The 26,445-nt window shown below is 68.4% G+C and carries 30 protein-coding genes; 9 read left to right on the forward strand and 21 right to left on the reverse strand.

Features of this window, described 5'->3' with window-relative positions:
* Positions 1 to 1,408: 1,408 nt before the first annotated feature.
* Positions 1,409 to 1,630 (reverse strand): hypothetical protein, encoded by a 222-nt coding sequence (locus tag ACFWVV_RS35875; RefSeq protein ID WP_384358066.1) that lies wholly within the window; start codon positions 1,628 to 1,630, stop codon positions 1,409 to 1,411.
* 451 nt (positions 1,631 to 2,081) lie between these two features.
* Between ACFWVV_RS35875 and ACFWVV_RS35880 the strand changes: the two genes are divergently transcribed.
* Both ACFWVV_RS35880 and ACFWVV_RS35885 read left to right on the forward strand, forming a co-directional pair.
* Entirely contained in the window at positions 2,082 to 2,375 is a 294-nt protein-coding gene (locus tag ACFWVV_RS35880; RefSeq protein WP_384358068.1) for a hypothetical protein, read from the forward strand.
* Positions 2,376 to 2,513: 138 nt separating this feature from the next.
* Complete coding sequence (locus ACFWVV_RS35885; RefSeq protein ID WP_384358070.1) at positions 2,514 to 3,179, forward strand: restriction endonuclease; 666 nt, start codon at positions 2,514 to 2,516, stop codon at positions 3,177 to 3,179.
* Between the two features lie 527 nt (positions 3,180 to 3,706).
* Here ACFWVV_RS35885 and ACFWVV_RS35890 read toward each other — a convergent pair.
* Positions 3,707 to 4,345, reverse strand: a complete 639-nt coding sequence (locus tag ACFWVV_RS35890; RefSeq protein ID WP_384358072.1) for a DUF6099 family protein — start codon at positions 4,343 to 4,345, stop codon at positions 3,707 to 3,709.
* A 3-nt stretch (positions 4,346 to 4,348) separates the two neighbouring features.
* Positions 4,349 to 4,909 (reverse strand): RNA polymerase sigma factor, encoded by a 561-nt coding sequence (locus ACFWVV_RS35895; RefSeq protein WP_384358074.1) that lies wholly within the window; start codon positions 4,907 to 4,909, stop codon positions 4,349 to 4,351.
* Between the two features lie 591 nt (positions 4,910 to 5,500).
* Here ACFWVV_RS35895 and ACFWVV_RS35900 point away from each other — a divergent pair.
* Positions 5,501 to 5,725 (forward strand): DUF6207 family protein, encoded by a 225-nt coding sequence (locus ACFWVV_RS35900; protein WP_384358076.1) that lies wholly within the window; start codon positions 5,501 to 5,503, stop codon positions 5,723 to 5,725.
* A 242-nt stretch (positions 5,726 to 5,967) separates the two neighbouring features.
* Here ACFWVV_RS35900 and ACFWVV_RS35905 read toward each other — a convergent pair whose 3' ends face one another.
* The 13 genes from ACFWVV_RS35905 to ACFWVV_RS35965 all read right to left on the reverse strand — a co-directional run bounded on the left by ACFWVV_RS35905 (position 5,968) and on the right by ACFWVV_RS35965 (position 14,751).
* Positions 5,968 to 6,786, reverse strand: a complete 819-nt coding sequence (locus ACFWVV_RS35905; protein WP_384358078.1) for a Crp/Fnr family transcriptional regulator — start codon at positions 6,784 to 6,786, stop codon at positions 5,968 to 5,970.
* Positions 6,786 to 7,106 carry a hypothetical protein gene (locus tag ACFWVV_RS35910; RefSeq protein WP_384358080.1) on the reverse strand — a complete coding sequence of 107 codons (321 nt, stop codon included), beginning with the start codon at positions 7,104 to 7,106 and terminating at the stop codon, positions 6,786 to 6,788. The genes ACFWVV_RS35905 and ACFWVV_RS35910 overlap by 1 nt, the downstream gene beginning before the upstream one ends.
* Positions 7,107 to 7,991: 885 nt before the next feature.
* Positions 7,992 to 8,543 carry a hypothetical protein gene (locus ACFWVV_RS35915; protein WP_384358082.1) on the reverse strand — a complete coding sequence of 184 codons (552 nt, stop codon included), beginning with the start codon at positions 8,541 to 8,543 and terminating at the stop codon, positions 7,992 to 7,994.
* A complete protein-coding gene (locus ACFWVV_RS35920) occupies positions 8,540 to 8,716 on the reverse strand; it encodes a hypothetical protein (RefSeq protein WP_384358084.1) in 177 nt (58 codons plus the stop codon). The genes ACFWVV_RS35915 and ACFWVV_RS35920 overlap by 4 nt, the downstream gene beginning before the upstream one ends.
* Before the next feature lie 35 nt (positions 8,717 to 8,751).
* Complete coding sequence (locus tag ACFWVV_RS35925) at positions 8,752 to 10,407, reverse strand: DUF2637 domain-containing protein (protein WP_384358086.1); 1,656 nt, start codon at positions 10,405 to 10,407, stop codon at positions 8,752 to 8,754.
* A 143-nt stretch (positions 10,408 to 10,550) separates the two neighbouring features.
* On the reverse strand, positions 10,551 to 10,688 hold the full coding sequence (locus ACFWVV_RS35930; protein WP_384358088.1) for a hypothetical protein: 138 nt from the start codon (positions 10,686 to 10,688) through the stop codon (positions 10,551 to 10,553).
* Positions 10,688 to 10,861, reverse strand: a complete 174-nt coding sequence (locus tag ACFWVV_RS35935; protein WP_384358090.1) for a hypothetical protein — start codon at positions 10,859 to 10,861, stop codon at positions 10,688 to 10,690. Before ACFWVV_RS35935 ends, ACFWVV_RS35930 begins: the two co-directional genes overlap by 1 nt.
* Positions 10,858 to 11,004: a hypothetical protein gene (locus tag ACFWVV_RS35940; RefSeq protein WP_384358092.1), complete on the reverse strand. Its 147-nt coding sequence runs from the start codon at positions 11,002 to 11,004 to the stop codon at positions 10,858 to 10,860. The genes ACFWVV_RS35935 and ACFWVV_RS35940 overlap by 4 nt, the downstream gene beginning before the upstream one ends.
* A complete protein-coding gene (locus ACFWVV_RS35945) occupies positions 11,001 to 11,150 on the reverse strand; it encodes a hypothetical protein (RefSeq protein ID WP_384358094.1) in 150 nt (49 codons plus the stop codon). Before ACFWVV_RS35945 ends, ACFWVV_RS35940 begins: the two co-directional genes overlap by 4 nt.
* Before the next feature lie 211 nt (positions 11,151 to 11,361).
* On the reverse strand, positions 11,362 to 13,530 hold the full coding sequence (locus ACFWVV_RS35950) for an FtsK/SpoIIIE domain-containing protein (RefSeq protein WP_384358096.1): 2,169 nt from the start codon (positions 13,528 to 13,530) through the stop codon (positions 11,362 to 11,364).
* On the reverse strand, positions 13,527 to 14,051 hold the full coding sequence (locus ACFWVV_RS35955) for a hypothetical protein (RefSeq protein ID WP_384358098.1): 525 nt from the start codon (positions 14,049 to 14,051) through the stop codon (positions 13,527 to 13,529). The genes ACFWVV_RS35950 and ACFWVV_RS35955 overlap by 4 nt, the downstream gene beginning before the upstream one ends.
* Before the next feature lie 2 nt (positions 14,052 to 14,053).
* Positions 14,054 to 14,617, reverse strand: coding sequence for a hypothetical protein (locus ACFWVV_RS35960; protein ID WP_384358100.1), 564 nt, complete (start codon positions 14,615 to 14,617; stop codon positions 14,054 to 14,056).
* A complete protein-coding gene (locus ACFWVV_RS35965) occupies positions 14,614 to 14,751 on the reverse strand; it encodes a hypothetical protein (RefSeq protein ID WP_384358102.1) in 138 nt (45 codons plus the stop codon). Before ACFWVV_RS35965 ends, ACFWVV_RS35960 begins: the two co-directional genes overlap by 4 nt.
* Positions 14,752 to 15,089: 338 nt before the next feature.
* Between ACFWVV_RS35965 and ACFWVV_RS35970 the strand changes: the two genes are divergently transcribed.
* From ACFWVV_RS35970 to ACFWVV_RS35985, 4 genes are all read left to right on the forward strand, one after another.
* Positions 15,090 to 15,848, forward strand: a complete 759-nt coding sequence (locus tag ACFWVV_RS35970) for a GntR family transcriptional regulator (RefSeq protein ID WP_384358104.1) — start codon at positions 15,090 to 15,092, stop codon at positions 15,846 to 15,848.
* 9 nt (positions 15,849 to 15,857) lie between these two features.
* Positions 15,858 to 16,205, forward strand: coding sequence for a hypothetical protein (locus tag ACFWVV_RS35975; RefSeq protein ID WP_384358106.1), 348 nt, complete (start codon positions 15,858 to 15,860; stop codon positions 16,203 to 16,205).
* Positions 16,206 to 16,407: 202 nt separating this feature from the next.
* On the forward strand, positions 16,408 to 17,286 hold the full coding sequence (locus tag ACFWVV_RS35980) for a hypothetical protein (protein WP_384358108.1): 879 nt from the start codon (positions 16,408 to 16,410) through the stop codon (positions 17,284 to 17,286).
* Positions 17,283 to 18,668: an AAA family ATPase gene (locus tag ACFWVV_RS35985; protein ID WP_384358110.1), complete on the forward strand. Its 1,386-nt coding sequence runs from the start codon at positions 17,283 to 17,285 to the stop codon at positions 18,666 to 18,668. The genes ACFWVV_RS35980 and ACFWVV_RS35985 overlap by 4 nt, the downstream gene beginning before the upstream one ends.
* Before the next feature lie 486 nt (positions 18,669 to 19,154).
* Here the strand turns inward: ACFWVV_RS35985 and ACFWVV_RS35990 are convergent, their stop codons facing one another.
* The 4 genes from ACFWVV_RS35990 to ACFWVV_RS36005 all read right to left on the reverse strand — a co-directional run bounded on the left by ACFWVV_RS35990 (position 19,155) and on the right by ACFWVV_RS36005 (position 22,379).
* Positions 19,155 to 19,589 (reverse strand): type II toxin-antitoxin system VapC family toxin, encoded by a 435-nt coding sequence (locus tag ACFWVV_RS35990; RefSeq protein WP_384358112.1) that lies wholly within the window; start codon positions 19,587 to 19,589, stop codon positions 19,155 to 19,157.
* The gene (locus tag ACFWVV_RS35995; RefSeq protein WP_384358114.1) at positions 19,586 to 20,398 is read right to left on the reverse strand and encodes a hypothetical protein; all 813 of its coding nucleotides are present in this window, start codon (positions 20,396 to 20,398) and stop codon (positions 19,586 to 19,588) included. Before ACFWVV_RS35995 ends, ACFWVV_RS35990 begins: the two co-directional genes overlap by 4 nt.
* A 104-nt stretch (positions 20,399 to 20,502) precedes the next feature.
* Entirely contained in the window at positions 20,503 to 21,069 is a 567-nt protein-coding gene (locus ACFWVV_RS36000; RefSeq protein ID WP_384358116.1) for a GNAT family N-acetyltransferase, read from the reverse strand.
* Entirely contained in the window at positions 21,066 to 22,379 is a 1,314-nt protein-coding gene (locus ACFWVV_RS36005) for a hypothetical protein (RefSeq protein WP_384358118.1), read from the reverse strand. The genes ACFWVV_RS36000 and ACFWVV_RS36005 overlap by 4 nt, the downstream gene beginning before the upstream one ends.
* A gap of 405 nt (positions 22,380 to 22,784) precedes the next feature.
* Here ACFWVV_RS36005 and ACFWVV_RS36010 point away from each other — a divergent pair, with 405 nt between their 5' ends.
* Complete coding sequence (locus ACFWVV_RS36010) at positions 22,785 to 23,180, forward strand: DUF6415 family natural product biosynthesis protein (RefSeq protein ID WP_384358120.1); 396 nt, start codon at positions 22,785 to 22,787, stop codon at positions 23,178 to 23,180.
* 174 nt (positions 23,181 to 23,354) lie between these two features.
* Here ACFWVV_RS36010 and ACFWVV_RS36015 read toward each other — a convergent pair whose 3' ends face one another.
* Positions 23,355 to 24,584, reverse strand: a complete 1,230-nt coding sequence (locus ACFWVV_RS36015) for an IS110 family transposase (protein WP_384358122.1) — start codon at positions 24,582 to 24,584, stop codon at positions 23,355 to 23,357.
* A gap of 1,541 nt (positions 24,585 to 26,125) precedes the next feature.
* Here ACFWVV_RS36015 and ACFWVV_RS36020 point away from each other — a divergent pair.
* Positions 26,126 to 26,314, forward strand: a complete 189-nt coding sequence (locus ACFWVV_RS36020; RefSeq protein WP_384358124.1) for a hypothetical protein — start codon at positions 26,126 to 26,128, stop codon at positions 26,312 to 26,314.
* The last annotated feature ends 131 nt before the right edge of the window (positions 26,315 to 26,445 follow it).

Consider the following 26,445-nt stretch of genomic DNA (forward strand, 5'->3'; position numbering starts at 1 on the left):
GCGTGTCCGGGCGACCGCTTCGCGGCCTCCCGGACTCTGGTGCTCCGCACCAGCAACTCGCCTGCTCCGCAGTCGAGTTGGCCCGCTTCGCGGGGCTGGCTACGACAGAGAGGGGGGTGCGGCGGTGGGACTCGACCGCAGAGAGTCCCACCGCCGCACCCGATCCCGGGATGGCGGTGGGACCCGAGCCTGTCGGTGCGTCAAACCTGGCACCCGCTCGGATGGGCCCTCCTGACGCACCCCCACCGCACCCCGCCTCCACGCTCCCGTCCTGCTCACCCAACCTGAGCACCCCCTCTGACCTGCACAAACACCCGCACACCATCGGCCGGCTCGCACCCAGCACCCCACCCTCACACCAAACCGACAGACAGTCAGACACTGCATTCGAATTCGATGCCCCGCTGGGCCAAATCCAAGAATCCCGGATGAAAACCCATAGTCAACCCTTGCGGAGGCACAAGAAAAAGGGTCGCATTCCAGAGCGGAACGCACTGGAATGCGACCTCCATTCACCCGCCCCAATCACTTCCTCAGGGCAAGCATTCACCCATTTCCGCTATCGCTCGCCCCCTCCCCCGAGGCCGACGGCGGAACCTCACGACTGCGGAGCTTCTTCACGCACCAGACAACAACAGCCACGAAGGCCGCTGCTCCCGTGCTGCCGAGGAACTCGGGCAGGGCATCACGAAGAACGTCGTACACAGGCAGGCCAGCACGCCACAGGACCCGGACGCGCGCTGTGCCCCCTCCGATGGGTCGCTACCAGTCCATGCCAATGAAGACGTCCCGGGCCAGACGCAGCACTCCATCGCCCCAGAGCTTCGCACAGCTCACGTCCCCGAAGGACCGCCGGCCTCTGCCTCCCCAGACAGGTGCCAGCGCGTGAGCTACGGATGTGAGTACAACTCTCCTCAACGGCTCGTTGAGTCTGCCGTCCGACACCAGCAGGCCGCAGGCGTTCCGCTGATCATCCCGGTTTGTGGCAGAACGCCGCGTTCAGGCTGGGCCTCTTCCTGCCAGCCAAGGACGCTGCCCGGCTGAGAAGAGGCTTATCTGGCCCAGGCTGCCGTCAGTTCCAGCGCCGGGAGAGGCCTGCGCCGGGCACTCCACCAACCCCGCGAAGCTCAAGGCCGTGGGGATGAGCATGGGCCAGAAAACCGGAGCCCTGCCCGGGCGGGCGGCTGGCCGCCCGGGCGGGGCGCGTTATAAGTTAGACCCGCAAGACTTGACTCTGCGGTCCTCTCTAGGCAAACCCCTCGCGGGGCGTTGCCGGTGAAGACAGCAGACTGAAGTCATCATCAATACGACGGCCTCTGCCCAGCCTTACCAGGGGACAGAGGCCGCCGCGGGTGACGCCCGCACCTCGCGCCTCTTGGTGTTAGCGCACCAGGGGGCGCGTCGCGTTTTACAGGCGGCTGACCAACATCTCGTACAGCCACACCACGAACTGAACGATCCAGTGCGCAGCCTCATCAGCGAGACCAGCCAACAGGGCCTGGACTACAGCGGCGAGCAGTACATCGCGAGCGGTGCTGCGGCTCTCACCCCGGGCCTGCGGCGGGCCTCCCTCCTTCGGATCCGGTATGTTCTGCGGATCTTCGGGCTTCGGCTTGTCGCTGCCGGGCATGTGAGCCTCCCCTTCAGGTTGTTGTGCAGTGTGTGGATGACCGGAGTTGGACGGTCCGATGGGCCGTCAACTCTCGGCCACCCAGAAACTGCACAGGCCTCTGAATGGGTTCGCTCAGAGTACCGAGTACTCAGACAATCGACACGTGTGCCCACTCCTTCACCCGACCGTGTCGGCTTGCAAACCACTAGATTTGGGGTGTGCCACATGCGCTGTGACGGTGCCATCACCCGTGCAGTCCCTTGGTCTCCTTGTTGAGAAACGATGTACTGCCTCCCGGATCGGGCACACCGCCAAGGTTGCCGTTCTCTGGGAGGACGGCTGCAGAGGGCGGTCGCCCGTAACTCGGCGATCTTGCAAGGGGGTTGATCCACAATGATTGTCAGTGGCTGGTGCTTTCCTGGTGGGTCCGTACGCGACGCGGCGGATGGGGTCGGGAGGAGAAAAGCCGATGGTGCAGGTTAGCGAGTACGAACGCGCGGACGGCACGGTGGTTCGGGCGCATACCCGGTGGGCGCCCGGCGCACGGCGGGAACTGGGCATCCTGGTGGCCGTCGCTGCGGTAGTCGTCTTCTTCGCCATGGGCAGCACGAAGACCCCTGCCGGTACAAACACCGGTACCGGCACCCGCACGGCAACTCCGGCACCGTTGTCGACCGGCGTGTATCCGGTGAAACTCCCGGTGTGGAAAGCGCCGCCGCAGCCGTCGTCCACAGTCACGTACCCGATTCCCTGGGAACGGTAGGCGAGCACGGCAGTCGGGTGCTGGGATGACAACGGCGGGGAGCCGTGAACGAGGGGGGACCGTGCTGAGGAACAGGGGATGCGACTGCACTGACCGCAGGCGCTGGGTACAGCGCCCGGTTCCGGCGGAGGCTGACCGATGAGCCCGCGCCGGCGCAAGCGCAAGAGCGACGAAGAGCTGTTCGTCGCCCTCGGCGTGCTCGTCATCGTGGCCATAGTGCTGGTCAAAGTCGGGCAGTGGGTATGGGCGAACTGGTGGATCCTGATCGTGCTCGGGGTCCTCGCCCTGCTCGTCCTCGCGGGGTTCGTCCACCGGCAGGTAGGACGGATGCGGGCGGCGCAGTTGCGGGGCGAGGGCCTGACGTACTCGCTCGGCCAGATCGACGCCATGCACCACAACGCGTTCGAACACGCGGTGCGTGACCTGCTGGCCCGGGACGGCTCCCGCGACGCGCTGCGCTGCGGCGGCCGGGGAGACCTCGGTGCCGATGTGAAGGGCCACGATCCGCTCGGCAGGTACTGGGTGATCCAGTGCAAGCACAAGAAGAGGGGGCTCGACGGGGCGGCCGTGGGCACCCCGGACCTGCAGACCCTCAACGGCACCGGCCGTCCCGTGCACAAGGGCGACGTCGTCGTGATGGTGACCAACGGCCGGATCTCCGGGCCTGCCCGGGACTTCGCCCGCCAGCAGCGCCTGCACCTGGTCGACCGCAGGGTGCTGGAGCAGTGGGCGCGCGGCCGGCGTCCGCTGTGGGAGATCCTCCCAGCCATCCCTGCGCCCAGGAAACCACCAAGGCTGGGGTGACGCAGGATAAGAGCACGAGGGAGGGGCCCGGCGATACGCGCCGGGCCCCTCCATCGTGCGTGCCGCCCGTCCCTGAGAGTGCCTCTGACGGGAGGAAGTTCAGTGGCGGGGCTGAGTGCCCTTGCCGCCGGAGGATGTGCACCCGTACTGGCTCCGGTCGACCTGATGTGGGCGCGCCTGGAGGGTCCGGCCGCTCTGAAGCTGGTGGAGGCCGCTGCCCTGGCGAGCTGGCCCGGCTGGTCGGGTTCGCCGGCCATGCGGACGCGGCGCAGCTTCTCTCCGACCATGTTGCCCGGCGCCTTGAGGACCAGACGCGGATGGGTCAATTGATCACGGACCTGGTGGGCTGGCTGATCGACCTGGCCCTGCCCAGCGCCAGTGGTGCGGCGACGTGCGGTGCGGTGACCGGGTGCTGCTCGACTCCGGAGGGGACTGCCCGCGCTGTGAGGAGAAGCAGCCGACCGCCGAGACCAGCGCCGTTCGGTCGCCGCTGGCGACGCGCTGGCGGGCAGGTCCAGCCCGCCTCGTCACTCACGGCGTTCAATTTCCGCCAATCCCCAAGTCAGTGATTCTCGCTTCAGGATCGCGAGCTGGCGCAACAGCCCGCGCACGCGGTCATGAGACTCCTCGGCCGCCTCGATGACATGGATGCACTGCCAGTAGACGGCTTCGGCGTCGGTGCTACTCGCGACTCCGACGAGTGCGATGCCGACCTCACCGAGCAGCCCATCCAGGTCTTGCAGAGTGCGCGCAGGGTCTGAGACACCGTTTAGTTGCGCAGCCCTCGGTGTTCGCTCCGCCCACGCGGTTGCGTCCCCGTCGAGGACGCCAAGCACGCTCCCCGCGACCTCGGAAAGGCGGAGTGCCTCGTCTCGCAGGTCGGCAGGGCCGGTGACAGCCAAAAACGCACCGATTGCTTGGGCAAGCGCTTGCGCCTGCCGTGCCTCCGTCAAGATGTCCGCTGTGGACAGGCTGCCCGCCAGGGCATGCCGAGAGACGGCGATCAGCCTCGTGGCATCCGCGGAAAGGGTCGAGCCGCCCGACGAGTACTGTGAATCGCTGAGCCTCTTCCTCATTCGCTCGTAGCGCGCCGCGGTGGTTTCGGGGTCGCTCCACATGTGGTCGACTGCACGCGCAGCATCACGGAGTCGGTCGTCGATACCCATGGATCAACCTCCCTCGTCCTCGCCGAGCAGCACTCTGAGTGCCTTGCGAGCGTGGTGCAGGTGAGTCTTCACCGATCCGGTCGAGATGCCCATGATGGCGGCGATCTCATCAAGTGGCAGGTCGTACTGTGCTTGGAGCGCGACAGCCCTGGCCTGTTGCGGGGGAAGCTTGCGTACCGATTCCAGGATATCCGTGCGGGCATCGCACACTGTGAACTGATCCCTGGGCTGCACGAATCGTGATTGGTCGGGAAGCAAGTGCGGATCCGTACTCAAGCCGAGTTTACGACGTGCCGTCTGCGCATCCCCAAGGCGTTGGACTGCGACCTTGAACAGCCAGGCGCGGGGATTCTCAAGGCCGCAGACCGTCTTCCAGTACCGATGGGCACTGATCATGGTCTCCTGAGCGGCATCGTCGATCACGGACGCGTCGCCCTCAAGCCAGGTGAGGTACCTGCGCACTTGGGGCTCCCAACAGGCAAAGAATCGTCCAAAAACGTCGTCACCGTTGCCCACTTCCTCCCCCTGACCCGGTGCCTGCACCTGCCTCGCCCTGCCGGTCACCTTCTTGCATTGTCGACGTGCCGTCAGGCATCCGGTCAAGGATCATCCGCAGGGTTGCCCGGCGCTCACGCTCCAACCCCGCGCGGACCCGGCCACGGGCCAACTCGTGCAGAACATCCCAGTGGCTGGAGTTCCCGTGACGACATCGGATGATGAGACCGATGACGGCGACTACGGCGGGCGCCAGGATTCCCATCAGCTCAACTGTCATGCTGCCTTGATCCTCACTCGCATGCGAGGCCCTCGCCGCCACGCTTGTGCCTACTAAAGGACCTCAGCGTGCCGAAAGGTTGAACGGCGGAGCTGCTCGGATCGCGTTCAGGCCGATTGCCGCGCCCTGAGGCCTCGTTGCGTGTGAGGCGGCTGCATCAGCCGGTGTACGCCCCCCTGTCGGCCACGACGCTCTCACCGAGAGAGACGCAGGAAGGGCGCCTCTCCGAAGAGAGTCGCCCTTCCTGGGACGAGGACGAGGTCGTCGAGGATACGTACATCCCTGTTCGCGCGAGGCGGGTATCGCTGCAGGACTGCTCGTACGGGTGATGGCCAGGATCGCGGCGAACCGTAGGGGGCCGGCAGGTTGTCGTGCGGAGCATGAACGACATCGTCGAAAAGCACCTGGTCGGTCCTCGTACTCTCGTTATCGACCTCATTGGGTGTGACGAACCCACCGTGGAGGAGGCCGTGGCCCGGCTTGAGGTACTCGGAGCCGTCGCCGGACACCGAGTACGCAGGGATGCAGGGATGCCGGGAGTACGAACCCGCGTCTACGCCCAGCTCGACCCGGACAATGACGATTGCGACACACAGCACATCTGAGATAAAAGACCCCTTTTACCCTAAACGTAAACTGCACTCACAAAAGCCGCCGTACTTCCCGCCCATAACTTCAACAAATTGTTGCCGAATTTTATGTCTGATTCAATCAATGTTCAGGAAAAGAATCAGCGCTGCATCTTTTTCGGATATATCTAGCAGTGAATGTCTAGACCAAACAGAAAGGCGCTGACCGGGGGTTTCCCGGTCAGCGCCTTTCGCTGACTCAATCGCTTCTGTCTTCTTTATTTGGCTGAGGCTTCGCCGGTAACCCTCTGGGCTGGAATTCGCACCTTACCGAGTTCGGCGAGGGCACGTTCGGAGGGGAACTCGTACGACCGGTAACCGGTGACCACGAGTCCCCGATGCCGCAGAGTCCGGATCGCGGTCTCGATCGTGGCCTTGCTGACGCACAGCGCGTCGGCGAGGTCGGACTGCGAGAGCCCTTCGAGCATCCTGCCGAAGTCGCGGTTGGGGATGGCGCACGTGTCCAGGAGGTGCACGAACAGTCCGGCGAGGCGCTCCTCGGGACGCAGGCCGGTCCGGTGGTACACACGCTCGGCGGTGGCGATGCGGTCGGCGAGCGCGGCGCCCAGGGCCATGGCCACGGGGGCGCTGTACTCCGCGATCATCCGCATGCGTTCCAGCGGGATGGTGAGTGTCCAGGTCGTGTTCAGGCAGCGGGTGGTCGGGGTGACGCTGTCGCTGAGCACCTCCTGGTCGCCCAGGACCGCGCCGGCGCCCAGGATGCGCACCGTGGTGGTCTCGCCGTACGTGGACTCCTCGGTGACGCATCCGCCGACCACGATGTGCACCGTGGAGTTCGACGAGCCGCGCAGCACGTCGGAGCGGTAGAAGACCTTCCGCTGGGCTGCGCCCAGCAGATCGTCGCGGGCGGCCTTGGGGAGGGTGCTCAGGAAGGCGTTGTGCTTGAGGGCGGAGATGAGGGAGCGGCGGCCGGAGAGCTGGTGGTCGACCCGGCCGGTGTTCCGGTTCACCTTGTACAGGGAGGTGCCGATCATCAGCGCCCTGTCGAGTGCTCCGCCCTTGTCCTTGGACATCATCAGCGCCCCACCTGCCCGGCGGTGGTGCCCGCGGTGGAGGAGCCGGTCTGGCCCTGGCCGCCGTTGGCGGCGGCCCCGGGGGCGGGGGCGTTCTGGGCCGGGGCCTGCGGGCCGGGGGCGGCCGGTGCCTGTGCGGGTGGCGGGATCAGCTCCGGGCGCATGGCCTCGAGGAGCGGCGGGAGCGCCAGGACCAGTGTGGTAATCGCGCCGATGACCGCCGTGATCTTCAACGGGGTCAGGGCGAGCTGCTTAATCGCAAAGCCCACAACCAGGCACAGGATCGCAACTATCGCGATCACGGACAGAAAAAAATCTGTCATTTATGAACACCCCTTGGGGTTGACGTTGTATTTCGTGTTGGCGGGTCCAGCTAGGCGGTACTTTGAAGATCCACAGCGGATTGGTGATCCGCCGGAAGAATGACCTTCTTGATCGAGCAGGATATAGCACTGGTGGATGAGCGCCGTCCTGTCACCCTACGGGTAAGGATTCCACACGAGGGTCGCAGCGGGTATGCGTGACGGCATCGGATACGGACGCTCAGGGCGCCCCGCGGACCCCCGGAGCGGCATCGCAAATCCCTGATTCTGAGGACTCCGAAAAAAGCGACGGTTAAATCGTGCGCTCGGAGTGAAGGATTCCCTGGGGTTAGGGAATGAGGGCAAATCCTCAGACTTGAGGAATCAGACCCCGCGTAAATCCGTTACATTCTTCTGGCTGACGTTGCGCCTTGGCGGGTCCAGCGACAGCTGTCGGGTGGGCCCCCCGGGGGTGGTGCCCCGGGGGCCCCCGACGCACCATCCCTATCCTGACCAGGGAAGAGACATCGCGATGAGTCACCAAGCCCGTTGTGGGGCGGCGCCGACAAGGTGCCGCCCCACAGTCGCGTCAGGGGCTCTCCCACCCGGATAAACGGCTTCCCTCATGCTCTACCCACGGCATTACACAGACGTGCGCCCAGTGGTGTTTCTGCAGGTCAAAAGGCATTCGAGCGGCACCGAGTGCCGCAGTCGGGGCACTCGATGCCGTACCGCTCGCGGACCCTGCACATGCTCATCTTCTTCACGCCACCCCCTCGCAAAATGTGACATGAACCACGTCACGGACTGCTCCGACCCGTCGCTGTGCGCGACGTACCGTAGAAAAACAGTGAGGCCCGGGGCGATTGCTGCGCCCCGGGCCTCACTTGTGGTCGTACGGATCGGTCAGCTTCTCGTCAACACGCAGACCTGGTCCGCCTCCAACACTGCGGCGGGCGCGGCCAGGAGGGCCTCCGCCACCCGGGTGATCTGGGGCCAGAGGTTGCCGACGCACCGGTGTGCCATCTCGGTGACCTGGTCCCAGGCGACCACGCCCTGCTGAACGGGACCTGTCTCGACGACCCGGAACCCGGACCTGACCAGGACCACAACGGCCAAGTCCTCGTCGTAGGCCCCGTCCACCCGGGCCGCGAGGCCGGCCTCGTCGAACAGCCGCTGCTCGGCAACGGCGCCAGCCGCGCACTGCACCGCGAACTCGACCTCGTCGACCCGGCAGCGATTCCAGGTGGTCACCCCGCTCACCGCCAGGCCCCCGCCCACCGCGGCCTCTTCGGTCAGCCGGATCCGGGCCAGGTTCATGCCGTACGACAGGCCGACCAGGGCGTGGGCGGCCTCGTGCACCGCGTTCCCTCGGCGGATCTGATCCGTGGTCAGCACGCTGGGTCGCGGGGTGCGCATGCTCGCCACCGTGTTGAGGTCGATGTACCTGGTGGTCATGTCCGTCCCTCCCGGTGGTCGCCCATGGCGTCGCCGAGGGCGATCACGCGCTCGGTGAACGGGCCGGTGGTCTCGCTGAGTACCTCGGTGATCGCGTGGCGCATCGCGTCGGTGTCGCCGGCCGCGAGGGCGTCCGCGAGCTCCTTGGCCTTGTCGTGTACGAAATCGCTCATGGCAGTGACCTGCGCATTCCTGGGTGGGTGCTGGGTCAGCCGGTGTATCCGGCCAGGATCAGGTCGTACGCGGCCTGGCGACGCTCGCCCGCCGCCGTGCTGCGGACCCCGAGAGCGGCGCCGATCTCCTCCAGGGATACGGCCTCCTTGTCCTTGCTGTTCGTGGAGGCACTGGTGACGCCAGCCGCGAGCAGCATCCGGGCGACCCGGCGGTCGTCCCGTTCGCGGGGGGTGAGCCGGGCGGCGTCCTCGGCCTCGAGTGCGGCAAGTTCCGCGCGTGCCGCTTCCTCCCGGGCCTGGGCGGCGCGGCGTTCGGCGTCGGCGCTCTCGGCTTCCACCACCTTCGTGTCCCGTGCCCTCTGCTTCAGCAGCAGCTGGTACTCCGCGGCCGTGTTCGCCTCTTCCGCCGCTTCCTTCTCCTTACGGGCGGCTTCCGCCGCGAGGTCGGCCGCCTTCTTGCGGTCCTCCGCCTCCAGGCGCAGCGCTTCGGCCTCGCGCGCCCGGGCTTCCGCCTCGGCGGCGCTCGCTTCGGCTTCTTCCTCGCGGGCGGCGCGTCGTTCCGCCTCCTGCGCTTCGCGTTCCGCAGCCTTCAGGGCGGTTTCCGCGGTGAGCTGTGCGGCCCGTGCGGCTGTCTCTGCGTGCGCCGCCGCCGACGTCTTGGCGACCCGGGCCTCGACTTCGGCCGTGGTGGTCTCCGCGTCGATCGAATGGTCCGCCGCCGTCACCATCGCGGCGATTCGCCGGCGCTCGATCGCGGCCTGCGCGGTACGCCGCTCGGCCTCGATGCGCCGCAGCTCCTCCTCGGCCACGATGGCTTCCTGACGGGCCGTCTCCGCCTTCCTGCGGGCCTCCTCGTCCGCCTTCTGCTTCTCCGGCAGTGCCAGCGCCTCGTCCACGCTCAGCCCGAACCTGGCCATCTCGAACGGGAGCAGCGCCGCCGCGCCCGCCTTGGTCCTCCACTTCTTGCCGTACTTGTGCGCCAGCCAGGCCCGGTAGACGGTCCGGTCGTGTTCCATCTGCACCATCTGCCGGTACGAGGAGATCTCCCACAGACGCATCCGGCGCCAGAGCGTGAACGTGGAGAGCGGGGCGAGCAGCCATCGCTGCAGCCGTACCCGGTCGGAGTCGGCTCCCATACGGACCCGGGCCGTGCGGATGACCAGCGCACGGCCCGCCTCGACGGTCGCGGCGAACAGGACCGGCATGACGCCGTGCATCGTCGCGCCCAGCGGGTCGTCCAGCAGGCCGCCGGCCTTCGCGTTGAACAGGATCGTCGCGGCGATCAGCAGGTGTCCGACCCAGCGCAGCAGCGGCTTGGGGTTGCGTCGCCAGGCCAGGACGAGGTCCATGCCGTACATGACGACGATCCCGGCGTCCACGCCGATCGGGAACCAGGGCGCGACCCACCCGAACCCCTTCTGCGCGGCGAGTGCCGACAGCGCGGAGTACGAGGCGGCGAACCCGATCGACGCGATCACCAGAGCACCGAGCAGCGTGCCGATGGTCACCCAGCGCATCGCGGTCCCGGAACGGTCCGGGCCCTCCTCCTGTGTGTCCGGAACGCGCTTCCGGGTCGGCGGAATCGTCTTGGGTGCGGGCAGGGCGGTCTCCAGTGCGGCCGGTGCGGGGTCGGCGGCCTGTGGTGCGCGGGCCGGGCCGGGGACCGTACCCGGCTCGATCGTGGTGGTCATGTCACTCCTGATTCGTGTGGTGGCGGAACGGGGGCCGGGCGCACCGGAGGGTGTGCCCGGCCCGGGGTGGTGCGGGTGGTGTCACGGTGGCGATGCCCCGCTCATCCTCTCGGGCGGGCGGAGTGCTCTTCCGTGACGGGCGGTCAGTGAACCTGGGGGTGCGGACGGGCCGGGGCCGACGGCAGCGTCGGGCGGCTGTGTTCCTGGGACGGCAGGGCCTGGCGGCCGTGCTCCTCGGGCGGCATCTCCCTCACGGGCAGCGGCGGCCTGTTGTCGCTCATCAGCGGCCTCCGCCCAGGTAGGCGGCCACGTTGGCGCTGTGCGCGGCCGCGGCCTCGCTCGCGGCCTGTACCGCCCGTACAGCGGCATCTGCGGCTGCCCTGTCCCGCGCGGCCTGCTGACGGGCCGCTTCCATCGCGGCGGCCGCCTGGCGGCGCTCCTCGTCGCTCGTCATCGGGCGCCACCCCCGACCACGGCCAGGAGCACGTCGGTGACGCGGGTCGTCCATGCCTTGCACACCGGGCACCGGTAGTGCCCGTTGACCTTGTCCAGCTTCATCCGGCGGCTGTGGCAGCGCGGAGCGGTGTGACGGCTCACTTCTTGCCGCCCTTCGAGGACTTGCTGTCGTCCTTCTTGAGGTGGCCGCCGCGGCTGGCCTGGTAGTCCGTGCCGTGCCGTTCGAGGTCCTTGGCCGACATGTTGTCGCGCAGCTCGGACTGGGGGATGCTCTTGCGGAATGCCATGATTGGCACCTGTTCCCTTCGGGGTTCGGACCCCGGGCGACCGCCCTACTGCCAAGAAGATCGGTCGTCCGGGGGCTTCTTTTTGTGTGCCGCCCTCTACTGACGGCCGGTACTGACGAGCTACTGACGACGGCTACCGACGACGGGTCGTCAGTACGGTCGTAGCGCTCTGACCTGCACTCGTCTGTAGAGAGCGGGGTCTGTGGGCGGTCTACTGACGGGCGTCGGTAGCCGCGTAGCGGGTGTGCGGGGGGCTCCCCAGGACCTCGACCAGGCCCTCGTCGGCCCATGTCTTGAGCCACCCGCCGACCGTGGTCGGGGAGGCGCCGATCGCGTCGGCGACGGCGGCCCGCTTGATGCCCTGCGGCCCGGCCTGCCGGATGACTTCCAGCGCCTGCGACCGCGGGTCGTCCTGCCCCTGGTCCTCGTCGTCCTGGTGGTCGTTAGCGGACACGTCCACCGCGTCCAGCCATGCGTCGACCACTGACCAGTCCGCCTCAGGCAGGGCCTCCACTGGTTCCTTCACCGGTGCCGGCGGCACCTGTACGGGAGCGGCTGTCAGGGTCGTGCCGCGCTGGCCGCGCAGCGCCCGGACCATGTCCTGGACCTTGGCCAGCTCGTCGCCGTCCAGCCACAGCGAGCGCAGGGTGATGACCCGGCCGTGCGCCCGCAGGAGGCCGATGCCGCGCTGGGTCTCGGGCAGCAGGTGAGCGCTGTAGCCGCGACCGGCCATCCCGTCGCCCAGGATGGAGTTCGACTCGACGGCGGTCATGGAGTACATGCACCACCTCCAGACCAAGTTGGCGCTGATCATCCGGGAGATGACCTCGACCGAGGACGCCTGCGCGGACAGCACCAGCACGATGCCGAGCGCGAGGCCTCGGGCGGACAGGTCGGTGAGCGCCCTGGTGATGGCCTTGCCGTGCTTGGGGTCAGTCGTGAAGACGGACACCTCGTCGACGACGACCACTTGAATCTCCAGGCCCTCGCTGCCCACCAGGTCGGAGCGCTCCTCCAGGGACTCCACCCCGGCGGCCGCGAGCCGGGCCCCGCGCTCGCCCATCTCCGCCACCAGGTCCTCCAGGGCGAACCGGAGCTGTTCCGCCCGCGTCTGGGGATCGTGGATATGGCAGTCCGTGAGCCCCTGCCACCGGTTCTGACCTGGGTGTTTGCCGTCGGCCAGCAGGAGCTTGACCCGGGGGTCAAGGAGGCATCCGGCGATGATCAGCCGCAGGGCGGCGCCCTTGCCGGACCGGCTGGAGCCGCCGAGCAGCAGGGAGACGTCCCGCAGCCGGACGTAGAGCAGACGGCCCCACGCGTCGAACGCCACCGGAATGCCCTGGTCCCAGACATCGACGTCGCCGAGCATGTCGGCCGTGCACACCATGGGCTTCTCGAACGGATCGACGGTGAAGCCGCTGATCGTCAGCGTCTTGTCGTCCCCTCCGTCCACCCGCTCGACGTGCAAACGGGCGCGGTCCAGCTCCAGCTCACCGCCCAGGCTCTTACGGGCGGCGACGACGTCCTCGACTGTGGCCCCGGTGTCGTTGGGCAGACGGATCGTCGCCGTCCACCGGGCCTCGGTCACCTCCGGCTCCTCGACCAGCGTGACGTGGGTGCCGCGCGGGATCACCCGGCACGCGGACAGTGCCTTCGACAGGGCGGTGACCATGTCGGCGGACGCGGGCACCACACCCCCCAGGCCCGGCGCACCGCCCGGTGCGCCCGGCACGGGGACCGGGGTGCCCGGAGCGGTACACGTACCGGCCGGAACACTCCCGCCCACCGACGGCGTCGGCGTGTGGGTCGGCGGAACGACGCCGGGGGTTGCGGCGATCAGGTCGGCCGGGACGGGACGTGTCGTCAACTCCAGCGGTTCCGGGCCCCGGGCCCATGCCCCGGCCACGCCGAGGACCACGGCGGCCGGCCCCGACCACCACGCGCCCCCGGCCACGGTGGCGGCGCCGATCCCGGCGACCGGAGCGGCCAGCAGCGTGCACCGGGCGGCCGCGATCCGCTGGCGGCTGTGCCGGACCTGCGCGGGGTTGATCTGCGGCACCTCGAACGCTCCGAGCGCGGCCAGCATCGCGGCTGCGCGCCGGGCTTCCGCTTCGGCTGCCTCCAGGCGGGCCTTGTCGCGGGGGACCAGGCCGCCGTCCTCCTCCGCCCGCTCGCGGAGTTTCGTGGCGCGCTTGTGGGCGCGCTCGATGTCGCGGCGGTGCTCCTCCAGCGCGTCCTGGTGCGCTTCGGCACGGGCCTTGACGATGCGCCGCAACAACTCTTCGCTGCTGACGGAGTGTCCGCCTGCCCAGTGGGTCAAGAATTTCGCGAGGTGGCGGGCGCCGGAGCGGGTCCGGCGGATACGGCGGCGGGCGCTCATCCGATCAGCACCTCCCCCAGCCAGGAGACCAGCGGAACACCGAGCGCGGACACCCAGCCGCCGACCGCGACCGTGATGCCCCACGTCGCCCCGGTCAGGCCGCCGGAGAGGGCCATGGCCCTCTCTTCCCAGTTCTTCGCGAACCACAGGTAGAGGCTGTAGGCGATCACCAGGCAGAACGCGATCCAGGAGCCGCTGTAGGACAGGACTTCGCCGGTGGACAGGGGGACCGCACCGGCCCCGGCCTGCCCCACCGCGACGTCCCCGACCCCGCGGCCCGCTGCGTTGCCCACCCCGGTGAACCCGCCGCTGATCCGGCCCACCAGGCCGCCGGTCACGGCGGACGCCAGGATCATCGTCACCGCCGACCCCAGCCACGGCACCAGAACGGTCTTCTTCTTCAGCGCCTTGAACTTGCGGCCCTTGGAGAAGAACACCCAGGAAGCGGTCGCCACCATGAGCGTGAACCCGAACGCGGCCCCGGCGCGGGTCACCACGTGCGTGAAAGTGGGCCAGTCCATGGTCAGACCCCCACGATCCAGGTCGAGACCAGATGACGGGTCGGGTCGGCAATCAGGGTTCCGCCGACCACCGCGACCACCAGAGCCGCACACACCCACCGGCGGAGACCGCGGCCGGACACCGCGCCGACCCCGGCGATCACCGCCGTCACCAGCCCACCCGCGAACGCCGCGTCGACGGACATCTCCCGGGTCATCGGCTCCGCGACCCGCTCCGCCCACACCCACGCGGGCAGCAGACCCACACCGACCACCGCTAGGGCGCGCACCGGGTGCACCGCACGAACCGCGCTCTTGACCCGGTCCCAGTCGATCAAGTGATCGTCCGAGGGGTCCCGGTCCGGAATCGAGTCGACCGGCGGGAGCTCCCACACCGGCACCTCCGCACGAGCGGGGCGCTGGACGCCGAACTCGTCGTCGGCCAGGAGCCGGTCGAGCCAGTCCTCGGCCCGTTCGTCACGCTGCTCCTGGCGGTGACCGCCGGGCACCTGCGGCGGCACCACGGCCAACCGGCGGGCGGCCGGCCAGCCCTCGGGCAGCGGGGGAACCCCGCGCAGCTCACTCACAGCGCACCGTCCAGCCGCTGCCGCAGCAGCACCCGCAGCCGGAGCTCGTCCCCGCCGATGACCGGCATCACCGGCACCGGCGCGGGCTCCGCCGCCGTCGTACGGCACGGGGACGGCAGCACCGTCCGCGTCATCCGTACCGGTCGTGCACACCCGCCACGCCGGGGACGCCACCAGCGCCCCCACTCTGCAACCATCATCGTGTCCGGACCTCTCTCACCAGGGGTTCTGACAGCGGCACCGGTGCTCGTAACACCGGTGCCGCCGCCCGGTCGGTGCTCGTAACACCGGCCGGGCACCTGCGTTTTCGCAGGCAGGGAGTACACCAACCACCACACGAAGTAATGGCTAGCCATTTCAGGATGCAGACACGGACGCGAGATGTCAATGGCTAGCCATAAGATGTTTTGAGGGCTAGCCTTTGGATCACCCACAGCGGGGAATCAGCCCTGGCAGAAGGAGGTGATGCAGCATGAACGGATACCGAGATCTCGCCGCTGAGCTGCGACGACGCATCAACGAGGGAGAGTTCGCGGTGGGGGAGACCCTGCCGCGCATCATGGACCTGATGGCTGAGTACAGCCTCTCCAAGCAGACCGTGCGCGAGGCCGTAGGCCTACTCGTCGACGAAGGGCTCGTCGTCACGAGCAAGCGAGCGGGAACGATCGTGCGCCACCGCACCCCGGTAGCCGTGCCGCTCACCCGCTACCGCCAGGTACTGGCCCCGGGCGGCACCCGAGGCCCCTGGGAGTCAGCGACCGCCGCCCAGGGGTTGGACGGAGAAATGAAGTTGATCCAAGTTGACCGCGTTGCAGCGGAAGACGACGTGGCCCAACTTCTGGAGCTAACCCCAGGGACCGGCCTCGTCTACCGGTTCCGGCACGCAATCATCCGGCCCGACGACGTCGTCCAGCTCCAGCACGCCTGGTATCCGAGGGACCTGGCGGAAGCCGCAGGCATCGCGACCATGGAGAAGATCAAGGGTGGCGTCCTCGGAAAACTTATCGAAGCAGGGCACCAACCAGCCACGGCATCCGAGACGATAAGCGCTCGCCCGCCCACCGAGCAGGAAGCAGCAGACCTCCGAATCGGCGGACGGGTCTACGTCGTTGCCGTCGAACGCGTCACGAAAGACCGTTCCGGTAAACCCATCGAGGTACTTCGCGCCGTCGCCGCTGCCGACCGGATGAAATTCATCTACGACGACCTGCCGTTGCTTCCTCAAAACTGAAGGAACGAAATGGGAAACGTGAATTCTACGGAAGAGATTTCATTACCTGCGTTGCGCGCCGCGCACAAGAGTGCCAGCGAAAAAATACACCGGCAGGAAACCATTGAGCGTTTGAAGTCCCTTCCCGGGCTGCGGTATTCGGCTCTCGGTGATGTCCTCGGAAGCCCAAACCTGGTTGCCTACAACGGCGAAATCCTCGGCGAGACTCACACGACGTCGCCCGGCGTACTGCACGACTGGTACGGCGTCCCGGCCGGGGACGAGAACAGCGAGCTGGGGCCCTTCACCACGGCCAGAGCCGCCGCCACCGGGCTACTGCGGGCGAGCGGACTAGCCTGCCAGGACACACACAAATAGCTCTAATAACCACTGCGGGCCCCGCCAACTGGCGGGGCCCAACAGTGGCCCTCGGGTTCGCGGCCCGAGGGGAAGCACCTACACCTTGACCAAGGAGGTGCGCTCCCTTGAGCGTACGTGCAGTACTAGCCCCCAGGCCAGAGGGCCACGTCACACCTGGCCAGACCCCCGACCACAACAAGCTCGCCCCGGCGGTGACCGGGTGATCCAGCACATGAACCTGGTCTTCCAGGCCGGCGGGTTGAAGACCGGCGAGGGGGCGTTCTTGACGGCCTGCGCGAATCACACCGATGACAAGGGCTACGTGATCGCGCACATGCAGCAGCTCGCGGACGAGGCGCACATGTCGCTGAGGGCCGCGCAGAGCAACAAGGCGCGGCTGGAGCAGCTGGGCTTGCTGCGGTCGAAGGACCGGTACAGCCCGAAGAACGGCGCCCAGATCGCCAACTTGTTCCGCATCAACCTGGACCTACTGGCGAGCATGCAGCGCCCGCGCCGGGACTACGGCCCGAGCCTCATCGAGGAGCTGACCTTCGATGAGCCGCCGGAGAAAAACCCCAGCTCAGACCCCCATGCAGTTTCTGCACCCCCCCCCGCAGTTTCTGCACCCCCCCCTGCAGAATCTGCGGGGGATGGGGGTGCAGATTCCGCACCCCTTCTCCTTCCTTCTTCCTCTCCCTCTTCTCTCTCTCAGCCCCCCGCCGCTCCGAAGGTCTCTCCAGTCACAGCCGAAGAGCGAGAGAGAGACGCGGCTGTGCCGGAGAGCTCGGAGGCTGATGCGGTCGTGGAGGCGTACGTCGGTGCGCTGGGCCGTCCGCTGGTGAACGGCTCGCGGGTGAGGCTGAGGAAGCAGGCCGCGGAGTTGCTGGCGGCGGGGTACCCGGTGGGCTGGCTGGCGGCGCGGGCGGCGGAGATGCCCGCGAACGGCTGGACGAACTTGGCGTTGCACTGCGAGCGCTCGCGGGTGCCGATTCCTGGGCAGGCCAGGCCCGCTGACGCAGGGGCGGCTGGGGAGCGGCGGGCGACGCCGGAGGAAGTGGCTGCGCTGCGGGCGCGTCTGATGCGGGGGGCGCAGCTGTGAGCGGCCTCGAGGAGGCAGCGGAGCAGCGGGCGGCTGAGCTGGAGGCTGCGGAGGCGGCGGTGCTCGGTGCGCTGCTGACGCCGGGGGATGTGGCGGATGCGGTGTTCCTGGAGATCGTGGAGCAGCTGGAGGCGGCCGACTTCCGTGAGCCGCGCCACCAGCTGGTGTACGACATGGCGTGCTCGCTGCGGGCGCGGCGGGAGACGTGCGACCCGATCACGATGACCAAGGCGCTGACGAAGTCGGGCGACCTGGCCCGGGTCGGCGGATTGCTCTACCTCCACCAGCTGGTCGACGCGGTGCCCACGGTGTACGCAGCCGTGGAGTACGCGGCGGTGGTGCGGGACGCGGCGCTGCTGCGCGCGGTGGAGGCGGCCGGCGTGGCGGCGGTGTCCGCGGCCCGCTCCGGCAAGGGCGGCGCCGCCGACATCGCGGAGCACGCGGTGGAAGAGATGCGCGCCGCCCGCGACCGCGGCCTGGCCGCGACGGACGCCCCGCTCCTCGACCTCGGAACGTTCCTCGCGCAGACCCCGGAAGAGCCGGACTGGGTGCTGCCCGGGGTGCTCGCCCGGTGGGACCGGCTGATCGTCACCGGCGGTGAGGGCGGCGGCAAGAGCCTGCTGCTGCGGCAGATCATGATGCGCGCGGCCGCCGGGCTCCATCCCTGGCGCAAGGCACGGATCAAGCCCGTGAGGTGCATGCTGATCGACGCGGAGAACTCCCGCGACCAGGCCCGGCCGTGGCTGTCGCGCATGGCGCAGGCCGCCGCCGACTCCGACGGCGCGCCCATCGATCCGAACCTGGTGACGCTGGAGTTCCTGATCGAGCGCGGCATCGACCTGGCGCGCCCCGGTGACCGGGCGTACCTGGCCCGGCGGATCGAGAAGGCGAAGCCGGACCTGATCGTGATCGGCCCGCTCTACAAGCTGGTGGCCACCGGCAATCCGAACGACGAAGAGACGGCCCGGATCCTGATGTCGGCGCTGGAGATGCTGCGTACGGTCTCCGGCGGCGCAGCGATGATCATTGAGGCGCACTCGCCGCACGCAGCGGCGGGCAGGGTCCGGGACCTGCGTCCGGTCGGCAGCTCACTGTGGCTGCGCTGGCCGGAGTTCGGTTTCGGGCTGTCGCCTTCCGACGAGGTCGGGGCCCAAGAGCTGCGGCTGATGAACTGGAAGCCGTGGCGCGGTCCCCGTTCGGTCCGGTCCTGGCCGGAGCAGATGTGTGAGGGCCCGGCCTGGCCGTGGCAGTCGATCGACTACGTCGGCAACGCCCCGATCCCGGCGCTCACGCTGACCGACGAACAGGTCGCCGCGCTTCCCGCGCAGTACCGGGCGGGGTTCGACGGCACACCGGACCCGGAGCAGCAAGAGGCGTTCTAGGCCCCTGGGCGGCCCCCTGAGGGTCGATCGCAAGCCCCGGGCCCCTCTGGGTGTCCGGGGGTAAGATCGGCCCTCACAGGGGCGCGTGACGACCACTTACCGAAAGTGGCCTGGTGATCCACCTGGACCGCTGCACCGAGGAGCCCCACCGCGGGTGCCTTGTGGCCCGCCCATCTCGCCGAACTCAAGGAGATCCAGAGCGGGTGCAGGGACGCACCGTTCACTACCGGTACGACAATCGGCGCTTGTTCATCGTCTTCGTCTTCATCACCGCTGTCCCGTTCCCGGTGAATCCGGTGGCCTGACGCGCGCGCGTGACGCGCGCGTGCGTTGGGGGCCCCTGCGGACGCGACTCACGCGACAGGGGGACGCGACAGCAGCCTGCGGCCGTCCGTGTGGGTGGATGGAAGGGCCCTGGGGCGGGATGGTCCGCAGAAAGCCACTGGGGGGCCGGGTAGCGTCGATCCCAGCCCCCGTCCTGCCGAGTTAGGACGGTGCGTTTGCCTGGAACCCATAGTTCTCGGCGTGCTCACGGAGCCTGTTGTCGTAGGTAACGAAGCCCGTCAAAGCTGGCCCAAGCATCAGAGCGGTCGCAAGGTGGATGGCATCAAGGGTCCGGATGTTGAATTCTTCGAACGCCCCTGCCGCATCAAAAATGTCGATGCTGACGGCCATTTGGTCAGTGGCATTGAGGCGCGTCTCAGCCGCTACCAGCAGCCGATTGAACGTCGACTCGTCCATCAGATGCTGCCCTTGAGGTCCACAACGTGCTCGGCGAAGGGCACGAATGACTTCAGTCCTCGCAAGTTCCGAGGTGACATGCCTCTGCTGAGGACGACCTTCAAGGAAGTTGACTAGGGCGTCGGTCTCTTTCTCTCGAATGATCAGCTTGACCAACGCGGAGGAGTCCAGATAGATCAAGTGCGCTCCTCATCACGCGCCTCGCGCAGGGCGTCGCTCAGCGAATTCTCCAAGCCATCGATGTCGATCGGCTCGATCGGTACAGGCGTCCCCCGGCGCAACCGTCCTTGCTTCAACAAGCCATCGAGGTGTTGGTCAGCTTCAGTCGCCGGGATGAGCCATCCAACGATCTTGCCGTTGTTGGTTACGCGGGCGACTTCGCCCGTCTCTGCCAGCTCGTTCAGAACCTTCCCCGGGTTTCTCAGGGCCCTGATGGAAACCTCGGTAGTGGATGAGAGCTCGGCGATCCGGTCCCGCAGGTGACTGAATGCCTCGATTCTTGCTCCGTCGGGTATGCCCACGCCCATAAGAAGGGATAGGTCGGGCATCGGGATACGCCGGACATCGGGGCTTCGGATACGCAAGGCGTCAAGTTTGTTGAGGCCAGGCGGGGCCGGTTGACGCTCATGCCTGGCGAGAGCATCGCGGATGTGCTCTCGAAACTTCTCGCGAGCTTCAAGATCGCGGGCATGCTTCCCCTGAAGAACCGCGTGCGATTGCGGAGAAAAAAGATCGGGGCGCTGGTCAGCAGAATCATCAAGCGCAGAAATCAGCGTGTGACGGCGAAGGCTGCCTCTGCCCACCAGCACAACGACGCTCGTCGGCAAACCAACGAAATCTTCTATGCCGAGCTGGCCTGCGGGATCGTCAACGAACAGCACATCAACATTCTGCGCAGAAAGCTCTTGCGTCTCGGACGTGGCCACATGATCTTCCGCCTCACCTTTGTGGCTTGCGGCCGTCCCTGGGGGACGCTGGTCATTCGCCATGCATCCAGAATAACCACCGTCAGACGATTCCAGCGAGCGTCTGACAAGGCCGCTTTAATGCCTCGGAAAAGATCATGAAACGTTGACTCGACCGGGAATGCTGATCAGGTGTGGGTGATCTGGAGGAGGAGCAGGTCGTAGACCGGTCCGCTGGGCTCATTGCGATACGGGCCGGCGTAGCGGTAGCCGAGTCGTTCGTACAGGGCCCGCCCGGCGGTGTTGTCGGGGCGCACGAGCAGCGAGGCGTAGTCCGGGGCGACTGCGGTGAGGAGTTCGGCGTGGAGGCGGGAGCCGATGCCCTGGGACTGCCAGCCGGGGCTGACCGCGAGTTCGCACAGCCCCAGTAGCCGCCCCTGGCGGACGGACTCGGGGATGGACGGCAGGAGCTCGGGGCCGTACCAGTACTCGGGGGTGGCGGGGAAGCCGTAGCCGAAGCCGACCAGGCTCCCGGCCGCGTACGCGGCGACCAGCGTGAACCCCTCATGCTTGCAGTGCCCGGTCACCTGGCGACGCAGGGCGGCCGCGGACAGCCCGTCAGTGGCGGCACCCGGGTTGTCGACGAGCTCGGGGTGGGCGTCGGCCCACAGGTCGGCGATCGCGTCCAGGAGGGCGGGTACGTGGCCGGGGCCGTAGGTGCGGATCACGACGTCAGTGCGGGTGCTGGGGGTCACGCCCGTCCTCCTCCGGTAGCAGCGGTGGTGCGGTACTCCTCGATCCAGCTCGCCACCGCCGGGACGCGGTGGTGGCGCTGGAGTGCGCCCGCGACGTGGTGCAGCGCCTGCAACAGCCGGTCGGAACGCACTTCGGGAAGGAACGCGAGGACCCGGCCGGCGGCCTCCGCGGCTGCCTCCGGCTCCGGCCGTTCCCTCACCGCATGCTGAATGGCGACGTCCGCCGTGTACAGGGACCTGTTCCTGGCGAATGCCTCACCGTGGAGCAGAACGGCCTGCTCAGCCCCGGCGGCGGCCCGCTCGTGCTGCCCGAGATCGGCCCGCGCCAAGGATTCGAGCCCGGCCAGCTCACCCGGCGCGAAGAAGTCCAGCCACGCAGGATCGGCGTCACAGGGGCCGCGGGCGTACAGGTGGTGGGCGCGGACGATCGCCTTGTCCGTGGCGGTGGTGTCGCCCATCAGCGCCCACCCGCCGACCTCCCGCATCGCGAACAGCGACAGCAGCTTCGACGACCCCAGCGAGCGGGCCACACTCTGCGCGCCCTGCGCGGCCGCGATCGCCTCCCTTGGCCGCCCGGACGCCTTCGCCAGCAGGCTCAGGCAACCGAACGCGTGCGCCTCCAGCGCCGGGTCGTCGGCGATCCGGGCCGCGGCCAGGGCCTCGCCGTACAGGGAATGGGCGTCAGCGGCCCGCCCCGAGTCGTAGGACAGCCACCCCGCCGCGATCGACAGCGCTCCGGTCGCCGACCGCAGCCGGCGCCCGGTCCGCTCCGTGTACGTACCCGCCTGGAGCCACTGGTAGGCAGTGTGCAGCGCCTCGGATGCGGCCTTGCGCAGCGGCGCGGAGCCGTGGTCGTGATCGTGCGCGTACAACGAGGCGACCGCTTTCGTGACGGCCCGTACCTCGCTGGCACCCACCCGCCCCGCGGTCCTGGTCTTTGTGCCCGTCCCGAGAGGGAGAGTGAGCACGGCCGTGCCGTCGCGCAGGAAGGTGCGCCTCTCCACGCTGTCCTCCGCCCCCCGCTCCCCGCCGGGCGGCCCGGTACGCACCGCCGAACGGGGCCGAAAGCCCAGGTCCGTCATCGACCGGCCGGTCATCCGGCTCAGGATGCGCTGGTAGACCGCGCGCGGACAGCGCACCTCACCGTCCTCCCACGCCGCCACCAGGCGGGCCTCGCACGCGACGGCCTCCCCCATGTCCGTGGCGGCCTCGAGTACGGCGCGGGCGAACTCGTCGCGGCTCATCAGGAATTCGTCCTCACGCACCGCGCGCAGGACGAGGTTGGGGGTGAGGGTGCTGCGGTCGACCATGCCGGGCTCCGGGCAACTGGGTCGGACGATGCGGCGACCGTACTGCTCCTGACTTGAAGGTGCCCCGCCTTCGGCCCCGCTTCACCCCCAGGCGCCGACTTTCACCGCTCTTGCATGACGCTGCCGTCGCACCCGCGCCCAGGCGGCTGCTTGCGTGGTCGTGACGGCACCCAGCGAAAGAGGACGGCTGATGATGATGCAGCGGTACCACGGGACACCAGAGCCCCCGGTTGTCCTGCCCGGCGCGATGGACGCTTACCTGTACGGCTGCGACCCCCAACCCGGCTGCCCGGCGTGCAGGGAGCAGATGAGGAAGCTGGAGCAGGCGACGCAGCACGGCGAGGAACAGGCGCGGATCCTCGCCGCCCGCACCATCCGGATGTGCAAGCACCAGGGGACCACGAAGTGACTGCCCGCCATTTCGCCGCGGAGCCCGAGCCCGCGGCCCACGACTACCCGCTCGACACCGCCCTGATGGCCACCACCGTCGAACGCGCCCGCCACGCGCTGCGCGCCCACCCGCTGCCCCGGCCCGACGACACCGCACACCTCACCGGCCTGCTCCACTCGCACCTGGCCCTCCTCATTCAGGAAACCGGCCCGGTCCTCAGCGCGATGAACCACGGCACCCTCGAGTGGGACCGCCAGCAGGCCGTCCACGACGCAGCCCGCCACACCCTGAACACCCCCCCCACACGCGGCCTGGCCGCAGCCACGCTCCACCTGCGCGAACTCACCACCGGCGTCGAACGCCTCCTGGCACTCCTCGACGACGCCCACCAGGGTGCCGACCACACCTGAGCCGGCGCTACGAGGACGCCCGCGAGCGGGGCCTCTGACCTGGCAGGGTCAGCGTTCGGGTCAGCGGCCTGTAGGGATGGGTGCCTTGGACCGCTCAGTCGTCGGTACGGGTCTGTTCTTCGCTCAGAGGGTGGTGAAGACCCCTCTCTAGAGACCTCTCACGGCATCTAGCTGTCAAGCGACGGCGGTGAGGAGGTGAGGGAAGGCCACCTGTTCTTCGAACAGGGTGTGGGTCTTGAGGCAGTGGAAGAGCTGGCCGAGCATGCGGTTGAACAGGTGCCGGAGGGCTGCCGCGTGGAAGTCGCCCTGTGCCCGCCGTCGGCGGTAGTGGGCGTTCGCCCCACCGGAGGCGGTGAGGGTGGAGAAGGACCACAGGAACCCAGCGTTCAGGAGGCGGCTGTTCTTGACGCGGCGCCGTCCGACGTAGTGGCTCTTGCCGGAGGCCCGGGTGATTGGGGCCGCGCCGGCGTATGCCTTCAGCCCTCTGGCATCGGCGAATCGGGACCGGTCGTCTCCGATTTCGGCGAGGATGCGGGCACCGAGCTGGACGCCGAGGCCGGGAAAGCTGAGCATCACCGCCGCATCGGGGTGCTGGCGGAAGGCCTTCTCCGTCGCGTCCGCGAGATCGTCGACGGTGCGGCAAGCAGCGTCGAACTGCCGCAGCAGACCGCGCATCTGCCTGCCCAGCGCGTCCTCGACCATCTCGGGGTGCCGGGCCTGTGGCGCCTGGAGAATCTTCTGCCACCGTTCGGCCTCCGCCTCGATGCCTCGGACCCGGCCCGCCTTCTTGAGGGCCGTGCAGAGCCGCTGGCGGGTGACCTTGACGGCCTTGCCGGGCGTCGGGGCGATGGTCAGGATCGCGCGGGCCTCGGGGCGGGTCAGGCCGTTCTGCCAGCCCGCGACCGCTTCGAGGGCGGCCGGGTAGTACTCCCGCAGCAGGGACCTGAGCTGATTGCCCAGCTGCTGGCGGCTCCAGACAGCATCCTGCTGAGCCCGTGCCAGCACGGCCACGGAACGGGCCAGATCGCTGTCGTCGGGCAACCGCCGGTGCATGGCCCGGTCGGTGCGAAGGATGTTGGCCAACACCAGGGCGTCGCCCGGGTCGGACTTCTTCCGCGAGACGCCGTGGCGGTCCCGGTAGCGGGCGGCAGACAGCGGGTTGATGGCATAGACCGGTCGCCCGCCCTGGCGGAGGAAGGCCACCAGCAGGCCGCGGTTGGTCTCGATGGCGACCGGGACCGGCTCGGCCTCGGTATCGCCGTGTTCGGTTAGCAAGTCCAGCAGGAGCTGGTAGCCGGCGAGGGTGTCGTCGATCCGTAACTTCGCGACGAGCTTCCCGGCCTCGTCCGCCAGGGCGACGTCGTGGTGGCCTTCCGCCCAGTCGATGCCACAGGTGATGTTCAAGTGGGTCCCCTTTCGCTCGCTTCTGCGCTGGTGACGAGCGCAAGCGGGCCACGCGGCGTTCTAATACCAGGGCTCTGCCCTCGCGGGCCTGGCCCTCCCTCTCACTGGCCGTTCGTGGCACCAGCGCACCGCACGGGCCTCAGCCGGTCGTGGGCCTCAAGGGCCGGAAGCTGTGAGAGGTCACCATGCAGCGGGCTCGCACCATGAACACCAACGAGTGACGCTCGATCGGGTGATGGTGGCTTCGAGAACACCGGGCGGTGCCGGTCTCTACACAGGCTTCGGGAGCCGGAAGAAGTCGAAGCATCCAGCCCGATGCTCACGGAGCCACCACCACCTCAAGGCGGCAGGTTGACGACTACGCGGGCACCGCGACGGTGCCAATCTCTACGCAGGCTTCGGGAGCCGGAAGTAGTCCAAGCATCCGCTCTGGCACCCGCGCAGCCGTTACCAACTAATCGAACAGCCAGCTCTGCTCAGGAGGCGCAAAGACTTCCTACGCTGGGCTGACCCCCCGTATTAGAAGAAGTCGGCGCGATGGGTACCCCTTGACCACGTTGCTGACCTGCGGTGTTCCTGTGTTCGCCTCGCGCCTGGGGCAAGTTGTGGAGCAAGTTCAGAGGCAGGTTGTAGAGCAAGTTGCAGGGCAACTTGTACGGCAAGTTGTAGGGCAAGCCCAGGGGTTGCACCCGCAGTTGTCTGCACCGTGGGCTGCACAGGGGGTTTCAGAGGTGCACCGCCCGTAGGCCCGGAGGTAGGAACCCCCTAAGCCGGACACTGCTCGTTGTGCCTGGTCAGCCCCTGTGGGCAAGCCCGTCAAGCGCTCCGACACCTCTTCTTGCGACAGCCAGGAGAGGTGACTGGTGGAGAAGGGCGGGGAGCGGCCCGGTGGTACTGCTTCCCAGAGCGCTCTGGGCACGGGGCCTGACCCGCACACCCATGTCGGCACGGACTGCCCCGCACCCTAGACCGCGGCCACGGGGTTGCGGGGCTTGGCCGGTGTCCTTCGATAGTGACGAGCCGGACCACCGTCACGGTCAGCACCGACGGCGAGACGACGTACCGCACGAACGCCTGGTGCACGGGTCCTCGGCAACCCGCCCTTCGCAACAGTTGCCGGCCACCCCTTGACCGCCATCGATCCCCAGTCGTCGCCCCCTTGACCACCACCTGGTCAAGGGGGCGACGGCGTGCCGCATGCCGCCCGGCATTCCACTCCCTAGCCCACGCATGAAGGGGGTTGCGGGGCTTGCCCCCGCCTCCCGCACAGTCACCCCACTCGCCCCGTTCGAGACCCGGACGGGGCGCTGCTGTCCCCAGCGCACACGCCAGTGCGCGAGATGCAAGTCCCGGACTTCTTCATGTCCAGCTCCCGCGAATCGTCGTTCCGGCCCGCTCACGAGGCGCCCGGGACGGGGCCCGGCGGATTTTCGCGAGAACTCGAACCGCGCCCCGGTTCCGCCGACTGTGGCCCCGCACCACCCCGTTCCACCCGTCCGGTACGCCCGTACCGGCGGCTCCTCGAACCGAAGGAAACCGACATGTTCACCCACCTCGTCCTCGGCCTGGTCCTCGTCCTCGTCATCGTGATGCTCGCCCTCGGCCTGGCCTACCTCGTACACCGCCGCCCCGCGCTCAAGGCCCCCGTCACCATCGCGGTCGCCGTGATCGTCGGGTCCGGCGCCATCATCGGGGCGATGGCGCAGTACGCCTCCGCAGTCGGCCGATGACCCAAGGGGCTTGCCGGGCACACCGCACGGCTTGCCCGGCAAGCCCCGCCCCCCCCCCGGGCCGCGCCCCCCCCGCGGGCCGGGGGGGGGGCCCGGGGGGGGGGGGTGTGCGCAGGGGCGGGGGCGGGGCC

The sequence above is a fragment of the Streptomyces sp. NPDC058663 genome, assembly GCF_042716745.1.
GTDB lineage: Bacteria > Actinomycetota > Actinomycetes > Streptomycetales > Streptomycetaceae > Streptomyces.